We start from the raw sequence: 7,593 nt of genomic DNA on the forward strand, positions 1-7,593 counted from the left end.
GCCCGCCGCCGAGCAGCAGCAGGCCGAGCCCGAGCAGGCGGCCAAGCCTGAGAAGCGGAAGGCCAAGGAGCAGCCCGCCGCCGAGCAGCAGCAGGCCGAACCGGAACAGGCGGCCAAGCCTGAGAAGCGGAAGGCCAAGGAGCGGCCCGCCGCCGAGCAGCAGCAGGCCGAACCGGAACAGGCGGCCAAGCCTGAGAAGTCGAAGGCCAAGGAACAGCCTGCCGCCGAGCAGCAGCAGGCCGAGCCCGAACAGGCGGCCAAGCCCAAGCCACAGAAGCAAGAAAACAAGGCCTGCGATCCGCAGACAGAGGCGAACTGCTAGGTGTTGTGCGGGTACAGACTACGGCACCGCGATCGTTCCACCGCGGTGCCCGTTGAACGGCAACGCGCCAAAGCTGCGAGCGCTTGCCGACATCGACGATCGTTCATCCCATTTAATTTGTGCAGCAATGGCCGAAATCCTGCAACTTGCAGCAACTCATAGAAACATTCGGCGTCTGTTTTGGAATCGTCTAATTCAGCGCCGCAGTTTCGAGAACCTGTGCCTTGCCTCGCTTGACAGAGGACTTGTCGCGACCGCAAGGTCTCATGATGCAGACGATGAGTTGGAATAGAATTGCGCGTGGTGCGGCCGTTGGAGCAATCGTGCTGATGACTGGCACAAATGTGCCTGTGTCGGCGCGTGCCGACGGCTCGCTCCTTCTTACAAGTCCGTCCCAGCCAGCCAATGTCGGCGACGCGATGCTGGCGGCCGCGAATTATCATGATTCCGGCGACTATGATCGCGACCTTGCCGCAGTGGCGAAGCAGGCAGGCGATTGGGTAGTCAAGCGCGCAACGGAGGTGCCTCGCCCCGCACTGGTGCTCGATATCGACGAGACGGCTTTGGCCAACTGGGAAGTGATCACACGTGATAATTTCGGCCGCCCGATCGGCGGCGCCTGCGACATCGCAATCGACGGTCCCTGTGGCTGGGCCGCCTGGGACCAGCTCGCGAAGGATCCGGCCGTCGACCCTGTGCTGGAGGTTTTCCGGCAGGCGCGAACGGCGAAAGTCGCAGTATTCTTCATCACCGGACGTCCGGAGGACCAGCGTCGGGCGACCGAACAGAACCTGCAATCGGCGGGCTATGCCGGCTATGAGCAACTTTACATGGTCCAGCCTGGAGCCAAATATGGTTCCGCCGCAGATTTCAAGGCACCCATAAGAGCCGAAATCGAAAAGGCCGGCTACACGATCATTGCCAATGTCGGTGACCAGCCATCGGACCTGTTCGGGGGGCATGCCGAGAAGCTGTTCCTGCTGCCGAATCCGTTCTACAGGGTTCGCTGACGGCGTGTACGGCGAACACCCGAACGCTAGGGCCCTTGCCGCCCAACGGCAGGCCGTGACCCGTTGTTTAGCTTGAGCAACAGCGAACGAACGACGGCTGTCGGGCGGGCAGACATGCCGATCATATTCATCTCCGGGTACGGCAACGTACCGATGTCAGCCCAGGCGATCGAAGATTTGACAGCCGCATATCGGCCCAAGAGGGCCCCTCGTCGGGCCTGACCACAGACGATCGATTACGGCTAATGTCATGGCTACTCTAACATTAGGGGCAGATAACCGGCGATTGGACGGTGTCCCGGTGCTGCCATCTGACGCGCGAGCCAGCGTGGCTGATCGCGGACGCCGGTTTCACCAATCAGCCCCAGGAAAGAAGGCGGTTTCCCGCGACTCTGGCAGCTCGGAATTCGCACCGCGCGGGAAGCGCTGAAACAAACGAAACACTTCGCATTCGGCGCGGAAAAACGCCTGAAACAGGGATGGTTTAAATGCAATGGCAATGCTGCATCCCGCGGCGCTAATCATGGAGTGTTGCAATGTCGATAATGCGAGCAGCTTACCGCTCTTTCCGGGACTACCGGGTTCACCGTATGGCGGAACGGACCCTTGCGGCAATGGACGATGCCTTCCTGAGGGACATCGGGATTAGCCGGTCAGAGATTGGTTTGGTGGTCCGCGGCTTGAAGCGCGGCCAAGAAGACAAGGCGGGCTGAAACCATGAAGCTTTCATTTAGGCTCCCGCTGCTGGCCTGTGCGAGCGTGGCCGCCCTTCTGGCGGCGCCGGCCGCCAATGCCCATGACTCGGGCCTTCCGCACCGCCAGGCCAAGGCGGCGGCGGTTGGAGAGGATTCGACAAGCGTTCCGCTGTTCGAAAACCTCGGCAGCCATTCCTACCCTGTCACCACCGCCAACCCGCTGGCGCAGGCCTATTTCGACCAGGGCCTGCGCTGGGCGTGGGCGTTCAACCACGCCGAGGCGCAGCGCGCTTTCAGGGCCGCCCAGAAGCTGGACCCGACCTGCGCCATGTGTTTCTGGGGCGAGGCTTACGTGCTCGGCCCCAACATCAATGCCGGCATGGGTCGGGAGGCAGCCGCGAACGCCGCCGAAGCTGTCGCGCAGGCGCGCAAGGTAGCGCACCTTGCCACCAGCCGGGAAAAGGACCTCATCGCCGCGCTCTCCAAGCGCTACAGCGCCGATACTTCGGCCGACCAGGGTGCCCTGAACCAGGCCTATGCCGCGGCGATGGCGGAATTGGCAGACCGCCATTCGCAGGACGACGAAATCGCCACGCTCTACGCTGACGCGCTTATGAACCTGATGCCCTGGGACTACTGGCTCGATGGCGGAGCAACGCCAAAGCCGGACACGGTCAAGCTTGTGGCCTCACTGGAGCGGGTGCTGGCGCGCAATCCGGATCATGCCGGCGCGATCCATCTCTATATCCATGCCGTCGAAGCGTCCACGACGCCGGAAAGGGCCGAAGCCCATGCCGACCGGCTTGCCGCCCTCATGCCCGGCGCCGGACACATCGTGCACATGCCAGCGCACATCTATCATCAGGTCGGCCGGTGGACCGACAGTCTGGAGATCAACCGCGAGGCAGTGGCAGCGGACGAGGCCTATTTCGAGCGCGTCGGCATAGCGCCGGAGAGCACGCCCGGCGTCTACACTGACGGCTATTATCCGCACAACTTGCATTTCCTGATGACCTCCGCACAGATGGCGGGCGACGTCGAGGCAATCGCCGAGGCGGCCAAAAAGCTCGAATCGCTGGTCTCCGACACCATGGCCAGAAAGGTGGCCGGGCTGCAGCCGATCAAGGCGGCTCCCTATTTCGCGCACGCCCAGTACAGCGATCCCGAGGTCATACTCGCGCTGCCGCTGCCGGCAAACGCCCTGCCTTATGTCGAGGCAACCTGGCGATATGCACGGGGCGTCGCCTTCGCCGCAAAGGGTGCGAGCGAGGCGGCGCGCGCCGAGACCGCCGCAATCCGCAAGCTCGCTGCCGAGGCCGATTTTTCCACGGAGACGGCGGGAGGACTTCCGGCGCCGAATTTGCTGGAATTGAGCGCGCTGATCGTGGAGGCCCGCATTGCCCAGCACCAGGGCAACCTGCGGGAAGCGCGCAATAAGCTTGAGGCGGCCGTCGCGATCGAGGACGGCCTTGCCTATATGGAACCGGCGTACTGGTATTATCCGGTCCGACAAACCCTCGGCGCGGTCTACATCGCCATGGGCGAGCACGAGGCGGCCGCGGCGGCCTTCGAGCACGTCCTGGAGCAGACGCCCAACAACGCCTGGGCGCTGTGGGGCCTGCGCGAGGTGTTCCGCAGGACCGGCAGGACAGCGGACGCCGAAGCGATGGATGCGCGCTTCAAGGACGCGTGGGTGGGAGCGCCGGACTTTCTCGGCATCGCACGGCTCTGACCCGCGCTCTGGTGCCGGCGTCGTGTCGGCGCAGGAAATGTGTCGCAGCCTCGCAAACCGGCGGCTGCGGCACACAATCCAGGTGTCGAGAAGGCCGGCTTGGCCCGCACGCCTCTCTCAGCGCCCACACGTGATAGTGGAAGCCCAGGGCAACGCAGCTGGTTTCCGGAAACTCAGTAGTTCGAGCGGGGCCCTCCGCCTGGGACCGCAAAGTCGCAATACCTCAACCACAAGGGATGAGGCGCTGGTCCACCGTGCGGCGCGCTCAGGAGTAAAGGTAACCCATGCCGCGGATCGTCCTGATCACCTCCGGCTTGGAGGGATCGACCTCGATTTTCTTCCGCAGGCGCGAAACGCGAATGTCGATACTACGATCGAAGGGATCCCATCCGCGGTCATGGGCGAGTTCGAGCAGTTGATCGCGGTTGAGCACTCGTCCGCGATGTTCGCTGAATACTTTCAGAAGCCGGAACTCCATCGCGGTGATCGCTATTTCGGCCCCCTCGGCGTTGTATAATTTGTGTTCGTCCGGGTCGAAGCGGCACTTGCCGAACTGGACCTGGTGAGAGTCCGGAGTACTCGCTTTCTCCGCAGCTCGTTCGCTCGCCGACGTCCTGCGCAGCACGGCCTTCACCCGTGCCAGCAGCTCCCGCAGGTCCACGGGCTTCGCGACATAGTCGTCGGCGCCAATCTCCAATCCGACAACGCGGTCGACGATTTCCGCCGATCCGGTCAGCATGATAATGGCAACGTCTGAGTGCTCTCGTAAATATCGGGCCAGGGAGAGGCCGTCCTCGCCTGGCATTCGGATATCCAATATGACCACATCGACGTGCTGGCTATTAATAAGTTCGCGCAGGGCAGGCCCCGCGTTGGCCGTTGTCACGGCATAGCCATGATGCTCCAGATATTCCGCCACCGTGTCGCGGATATCCGGTTCGTCATCGCAGACCACTACGTGTGCGTGCGTCGTCAAAATCGACCACCGAGCAACTAGCCTAATGGATAAGCTGCCCCTGAAGTGACGTGCAAATCCACTGATCTGTCAAGTATTGTTGTTGACCAGATTCGAGACAAACGAACGGAGCTCGTTAGGTTTGATCGGTTTCTCAAGATAGGGCCGTTTCGCGGCGCGCAGGAACATCTGCGCGTCCGGGCTGATCGTGTCCCCCGTCAGGAAGGCTAACCTGTCGAGCTCGGCCGGATGAAGCTTGGCAATCTGGTTGAACAATCCCCGTCCATCCATGTTCGGCATTTTCAGATCGCTCAGGATCAGCGCGAAAGTGCGGTTCTGGAGCTGCACCAGCGCTTCTTCGCCGGATCTGGCAATGGTGACCTTGAAACCATCTCGCCTGAGCACCTCAGCAACCAGCTCACCCACTTCCTCTTCGTCGTCCACCACCAGACAAGCAATACCAGTTGAATTCGGGAGCTCATCTTCGGCCGTTTCGGCTCGTTCCTCGATTCGGTCCGAAGCAGGCAGCGAAAGTATGAAGGTCGAGCCACCCCCCTCTGAAGATTCGACCTCGATGGTTCCTCCATGGGATTGAACGATCCGATGACAGAAGGACAGCCCGATCCCAGTCCCTGCCCCAATCTCTTTGGTCGTGAAGAACGGCTCGAAAATGCGGGGAAGTATCTCTTTGGGAATTCCCGGACCCGTGTCGGCAACGCTGACGACTATGTTGCCGGTCTTGGAATGAAGCTGCGTTGAAACCGTGATTGTCCGTTGCCCTTCCCAGCCGTGCAGCGCCTGTTCTGCATTGACAAGCAAATTGATCAGCACCTGGCCAAGCTGATCGGGATCCGCCCAGATCGGGGGAAGACCAGGTTCAAGATGAACTGAAAGCCCGATGTCCGACGATCGAATCGAATAGCTCGCCACTTCCACCGCTTCGGAAATAATGTCATCGATCGCAACGTTTGAGGTCCGCGTCGGCTGCTGTCTGGCCATAGCCAGGAAGGTCTTGACGATCCTGGCGCAGCGTTCGGCTGCCTTACTCATCTTGTCGGCGCGTTCCACGACCTTGGCGTCGGTTGCGGTCTCCTTCAACAGCGATGACAGGCCAAGCACCACCGAGAGCGGATTATTGAGCTCATGCGCCACCCCCGCCAGCAATCCGCCGAGCGCCGACATTTTTTCATTCTGGTGCAGCGTCTCGCGCTGGCGCTCCAATTCCTGCTGCATTTCGATACGGTCGGTGAGATCGTAGGCGTGGGAAACGATCACCTTCTCACCGTGATAATCGATCAGTCGAGACGAAATCGAGCACCAGCAGATCCTACCGTCCTTGCGTTTGAGCTGGGTTTCGAAATCGTCGACCAACCCCGTGGCGAGCAGCCGCTCAACGTATCGCACCCGCTCTGAAGGATCGACATAGTAGTCGATGGCGCTGGTCACATTGCCGAGCAGCTCAACGGTGGCGGGACTGCGGTAGAGCAGCTTCCCGTCATGCGCGCGGGTCATCTGGATGTTGACGGGGCAGGCTTCGAGGACTTTACGGACCATTTCATCCGCTTCCTTAGCGGCCTCCTCGGCCCGCTTGCGCTCTGTAATGTCGACACGGGTGACCACGAACCCGCCTTCGCGGGTTGGACAGTTCGAGACGAAAAACCAACCGCCGTCCGTATGACGGAATTCCTGTTGCCGGAACTCGCGGCGGTCCCTTGCCCTCTCGGCAAGCCAGTCGTCGATCTTGTCCCGTGGAACCGGAAACTGGTTGCGCTCTGCGGTCACGCGGAGGAAATCGAACCAGTTCACTCCGGGAACGAGCACATCCGCGCTTATCGCATGCATCTGGCGGTACCTGCTGTTGGCCAGCACCAGGCAATCGTTCTTGTCGTAGAGGGCAAACCCTTCGGCCAGAGATTCGATCGCGTCGATCAGCCGCTCGTTTGCCTTACGCGTTTCTTGCTGGGCGGTGATCATGTCGGTGATATTCGTCGTGTTCGACACTATCACCTGCCTTCCCTGGAACTCGATCAGGCGAGCGGAAACCGAAGCCCAGAAGGGCTTGTTCTCGGTGTCGTACTGCTGGACCCGAAAATCATCGATCCTGCCCTTTTCGATCAGGGTGCGCTCCAATATTGCGCTACAGTCTGGATCGACATAGTGGTCGGTTATTCGAGGGCGATCGGCGTAGAGATCTCTGGTAGCAGGATTGCGGTAGAGCGTTTCTCCCTCGAACGTGGTCATGTGTATCGGCGAAGGGCAGGCATCGAGCACCTTTTGCAGCAGAGCCGTCGCGTCGCGCTCGGCAGCCTCGGCCTTTTTGCGCCCGCTGATGTCGGCGCGCGTTACGACGAAGCCGCCAAGATCGGTGGGATGTATCGAAACCGAGTGCCATTTGCCGTCGGAGAGGGGGACCTCGAAATGGGAGTGGAACTCGATCCGGCCTTGAATCCGCTCGTCGAGCCACTCGTCCTCGCGCCCAACCGCGTTGCGGTACACGCCGCGCTTGGCGGATTCGCGAAGGAGCTCGTTCCATTCCACGCCCGGTTCAACGAGATCCCGCACCGGGTGGTTCAGTTCGCGGTAAAGGCTGTTGCACATGACCAGGCGGTGATCTTCGTCGTACAGTGCGAATCCCTCGGAGAGTGATTCGACGGCGTCTGCGAGCATCTCCCGCGCCGCAACGACTTCGCCGTCACGCTTCTTCTGCTTGGTCACATCGGCGATGCCGGCGAGAACCACTCGCCGGCCTTGGAACTCGACGATCCTGAGATTGCCCGTGGCCCAGAACTCTTGGCCGTCGGGTCGTTTAAGAAGCACCTCGCAATTTTCGACGACGCCCTTTTGCATGAGCTCCCGATTGATTTCCCGGTGTTTCTCGG

7 protein-coding genes are annotated in these 7,593 nt (G+C 61.1%); 3 read left to right on the top strand and 4 right to left on the bottom strand.

Annotated elements, in window-relative coordinates; genetic code table 11:
- Positions 1-280 (bottom strand): hypothetical protein (locus EOA86_RS14260; protein WP_206630022.1); only part of this gene is annotated, 280 nt, incomplete at its 3' end.
- A 371-nt stretch (positions 281-651) separates the two neighbouring features.
- Here EOA86_RS14260 and EOA86_RS14265 point away from each other — a divergent pair.
- Entirely contained in the window at positions 652-1,332 is a 681-nt protein-coding gene (locus EOA86_RS14265; RefSeq protein ID WP_127212369.1) for an HAD family acid phosphatase, read from the top strand.
- A 351-nt stretch (positions 1,333-1,683) separates the two neighbouring features.
- Here EOA86_RS14265 and EOA86_RS38620 read toward each other — a convergent pair whose 3' ends face one another.
- The gene (locus EOA86_RS38620; RefSeq protein ID WP_164891746.1) at positions 1,684-1,857 is read right to left on the bottom strand and encodes a hypothetical protein; all 174 of its coding nucleotides are present in this window, start codon (positions 1,855-1,857) and stop codon (positions 1,684-1,686) included.
- A 20-nt stretch (positions 1,858-1,877) separates the two neighbouring features.
- Here EOA86_RS38620 and EOA86_RS14270 point away from each other — a divergent pair, with 20 nt between their 5' ends.
- Together EOA86_RS14270 and EOA86_RS14275 are read left to right on the top strand one after the other, a co-directional pair.
- Positions 1,878-2,045 carry a DUF1127 domain-containing protein gene (locus EOA86_RS14270; RefSeq protein ID WP_280951078.1) on the top strand — a complete coding sequence of 56 codons (168 nt, stop codon included), beginning with the start codon at positions 1,878-1,880 and terminating at the stop codon, positions 2,043-2,045.
- Positions 2,046-2,049: 4 nt separating this feature from the next.
- Positions 2,050-3,759 (top strand): tetratricopeptide repeat protein, encoded by a 1,710-nt coding sequence (locus EOA86_RS14275; RefSeq protein WP_128342226.1) that lies wholly within the window; start codon positions 2,050-2,052, stop codon positions 3,757-3,759.
- A gap of 265 nt (positions 3,760-4,024) precedes the next feature.
- Here EOA86_RS14275 and EOA86_RS14280 read toward each other — a convergent pair whose 3' ends face one another.
- Positions 4,025-4,714, bottom strand: a complete 690-nt coding sequence (locus EOA86_RS14280) for a response regulator transcription factor (protein ID WP_245497263.1) — start codon at positions 4,712-4,714, stop codon at positions 4,025-4,027.
- 90 nt (positions 4,715-4,804) lie between these two features.
- Complete coding sequence (locus tag EOA86_RS14285; RefSeq protein ID WP_164891747.1) at positions 4,805-7,561, bottom strand: PAS-domain containing protein; 2,757 nt, start codon at positions 7,559-7,561, stop codon at positions 4,805-4,807.
- Positions 7,562-7,593 lie beyond the last annotated feature (32 nt).

This window comes from Mesorhizobium sp. M5C.F.Ca.IN.020.32.2.1 (assembly GCF_004023105.1).
Taxonomy (GTDB): Bacteria; Pseudomonadota; Alphaproteobacteria; order Rhizobiales; family Rhizobiaceae; genus Mesorhizobium; species Mesorhizobium wenxiniae.

What these genes read in the sequence shown, in the direction of transcription:
- EOA86_RS14265 (WP_127212369.1), top strand. Translation starts at nt 652, where the DNA reads ATGACTGGCACAAATGTGCCTGTGTCGGCGCGTGCCGACGGCTCGCTC.
- EOA86_RS38620 (WP_164891746.1), bottom strand. Translation starts at nt 1,857, where the DNA reads ATGATTAGCGCCGCGGGATGCAGCATTGCCATTGCATTTAAACCATCC.
- EOA86_RS14270 (WP_280951078.1), top strand. Translation starts at nt 1,878, where the DNA reads ATGCGAGCAGCTTACCGCTCTTTCCGGGACTACCGGGTTCACCGTATG.
- EOA86_RS14275 (WP_128342226.1), top strand. Translation starts at nt 2,050, where the DNA reads ATGAAGCTTTCATTTAGGCTCCCGCTGCTGGCCTGTGCGAGCGTGGCC.
- EOA86_RS14285 (WP_164891747.1), bottom strand. Translation starts at nt 7,561, where the DNA reads ATGCAAAAGGGCGTCGTCGAAAATTGCGAGGTGCTTCTTAAACGACCC.